2 protein-coding genes and 1 pseudogene are annotated in these 1224 nt (G+C 60.4%); all 3 read right to left on the bottom strand.

Going from position 1 to position 1224, the window contains the following annotated elements:
• Positions 1-90 (bottom strand): DUF2160 family membrane protein (locus EN750_RS35065; protein ID WP_245482903.1); only part of this gene is annotated, 90 nt, incomplete at its 3' end.
• A gap of 2 nt (positions 91-92) precedes the next feature.
• Positions 93-1016: a carbohydrate ABC transporter permease gene (locus tag EN750_RS35070; RefSeq protein WP_027036701.1), complete on the bottom strand. Its 924-nt coding sequence runs from the start codon at positions 1014-1016 to the stop codon at positions 93-95.
• Position 1017: 1 nt separating this feature from the next.
• Positions 1018-1224 (bottom strand): annotated as a pseudogene (locus EN750_RS35075) (sugar ABC transporter permease); the annotation flags it as partial.

The raw sequence follows: 1224 nt of genomic DNA on the forward strand, positions 1-1224 counted from the left end.
TTCCCAGACCGCCATGCCACAGAGCAGCACCAGGATCGTGATGAAAAAGATCGCCGTTGGCAGCGTCCATGCCATCCAGGTGAGGTTCATGGTCATACCCTCCCCAGGGCGAAGCCCTTGGCGATGTAATTACGGACGAACCAGATCACGAGCGCGCCTGGAAGGATGGTGAGCACGCCGGCGGCGGCGAGCACGCCCCAGTCGAGCCCGGAGGCCGAGACCGTGCGCGTCATGATCGCCGCGATCGGCTTGGCGGCGGTCGTGGTCAAGGTGCGCGCGATCAGCAGCTCGACCCATGAGAACATGAAGCAGAAGAAGCAGGCCACGCCGACGCCGCTGGCGATCAGCGGCATGAAGATTTTCAGGAAGAAGCGCGGGAAGGAGTAGCCATCGATATAGGCGGTCTCATCGATCTCCTTCGGCACGCCGGACATGAAACCCTCGAGGATCCACACCGCCAGCGGCACGTTGAACAGGCAGTGTGCCAGCGCCACCGCGATATGCGTGTCGATCAGCCCGAAGGCCGAATAGAGCTGGAAGAATGGCAGCGCGAACACTGCCGGCGGCGCCATGCGGTTGGTCAACAGCCAGAAGAAGAGGTGCTTGTCGCCGAGGAACCGGTAGCGCGAGAAAGCGTAGGCAGCCGGCAGCGCCACCGAAACCGAGATCACCATGTTCATGACGACATAGATGATCGAATTGATGTAGCCCTTGTACCAGGACGGGTCGGTGAAGATCACGATGTAGTTGGCCAGGGTCGGGCTCTTCGGCCACAGCGAAAACGCGCCCAGAATCTCCTGATTGGTCTTGAAGCTCATATTGACCAGCCAGTAGATCGGCAGCATCAGAAAGATGATGTAGATCGTCGGCACCAACCACCAGAACCGGGATTCTTCGCCGCGCCGGCGCATCAGCCGCGCAAGCTGGTCCTGCGACAATGTGCTGGCGAGCCCGTCCGAAACCGCCGTCTCACGCACTCGGTCCTGCCTCGTCGTTCCTTCGTTGGCGCCGCTCATCTCAGCGCTCCGCATCGACATTGGTCATGACGGTGTAGAACACCCAAGACAGCAAAAGGATGATCAGGAAGTAGATGATCGACATGGCGGCCGCCGGCCCGAGATCGAACTGACCGATGGCAATCTTGACCAGGTCTATCGACAGGAACGTCGTCGAATTGCCGGGACCTCCGCCGGTGACGACGAACGGCTCGGTGTAGATCATGAA

Source organism: Mesorhizobium sp. M7A.F.Ca.ET.027.03.2.1 (genome assembly GCF_003999175.1).
Lineage (GTDB): Bacteria > Pseudomonadota > Alphaproteobacteria > Rhizobiales > Rhizobiaceae > Mesorhizobium.

Bases quoted from the DNA above. Each gene is read 5' to 3' on its own strand.
- EN750_RS35070 (WP_027036701.1), bottom strand. From the start codon at position 1,016: ATGAGCGGCGCCAACGAAGGAACGACGAGGCAGGACCGAGTGCGTGAG.